The organism is Arthrobacter sp. Y3223164 (assembly GCF_059091005.1).
The window spans coordinates 1-1,140 of record NZ_JBNHGF010000610.1 but is presented as its reverse complement, the minus strand read 5'-3'; the positions used below and the strand labels follow the sequence as shown (position 1 = coordinate 1,140).

General features: G+C 71.3%; 1 protein-coding gene. It reads left to right on the top strand.

Features of this window, described 5'->3' with window-relative positions:
- Positions 1–240 precede the first annotated feature (240 nt).
- A partial coding sequence (locus AC5RUJ_RS16825; protein ID WP_494156311.1) for an MIP/aquaporin family protein occupies positions 241–1,140 on the top strand: 900 nt, incomplete at its 3' end.

The following is a 1,140-nucleotide window of genomic DNA, read 5'->3' as shown; positions in this document are numbered from 1 at the left end:
CGGGCCGCATGGTGCCGGGAGGGGGCGGCGCGCTGCCGGCGAAGTCCGGCGCGTCGGCGGAGGGGGAACCGGGGAGCGGGGCATCGTTAGTCACGACTACCAGCTTAGGCGCGGGACCGGACCTTTCGCCGGGCATGCTTGCCGGGCAGCACCCAGCGTTTTCACAGACCCCGATGCCAGAGTGGAGTAGTTTTGAGTAACCCGCCGGCTGCTGGCCGGCCCTGCAGAAGGACAGTATCCATGGCAGCAGCCCACCCCGCGTCACCGGCTCCGGCCGTCCACGCCGCCCCGCCCCGGCTAGGCGAGGGGCGCAGCTATTCGGCCCGCATCGGCGCCGAAGCGGCAGGTTCGTTCCTGCTCTTTTTCGGTGCCCTGGGGATCGGCATGTTTAATCCGCAGGGCGGCTTCAGCGTCCCCTTCGGCTTCGGCCTGGCGGTCGTTGCCGGCATGCTTGCGTTCGGCCACGTCTCCGGCGGCCACTTCAACCCGGCCATCACGCTGGGCAGCGCGCTCGCGGGCCGGACCTCCTGGAAGTCGGTGCCGCCCTACGTCCTGGCGCAGCTGGCCGGCACCTCGCTGGCCGCCGTCGTGCTCTGGGTGATCATGGGCAGCCACCCGGTCAGCGCCCAGTCGGCCGGCGTGTTCACGTCCATCTCCAACGGTTACGCCGGCGGCGACGAACTGGGCTTCTCGATGGCGGGGGTTTTCCTGGCCGAAACCGTCGCCACCGGGCTGCTCGTGGCGGTCTACCTCGGTGCCACCTCGTCCCTGGACCGGCTCCGCAGCGCCCCGTACGCGGTGGGGCTTGCGTTCGGCGTGCTGACCGCCGTGATGCTCCCGATTTCCAACGCCGGACTGAACCCGGCCCGCTCCACGGCCGCGGTGTATTTCGCGGACGGCAGCCCGCTGGGCGAACTGTGGCTGTTCTGGGCGGCCCCGCTGCTCGGTGCGGTGATCGCCGGGCTGCTCTACCGCAGTGCCGAACTGGTGCCCGGGCCGCGCAAGGCAACCAACGACGGCGATGCACCGGCTGCATCTTCCGGCAAGCCTGTGGAGGGGAAGACTGCCACTGGCGGCGGCGTTTCGGCCGGCACGGTGTCGGCCGGAGGCGCGGGCGCCGGATCCGCGGCAGCTGGAGCC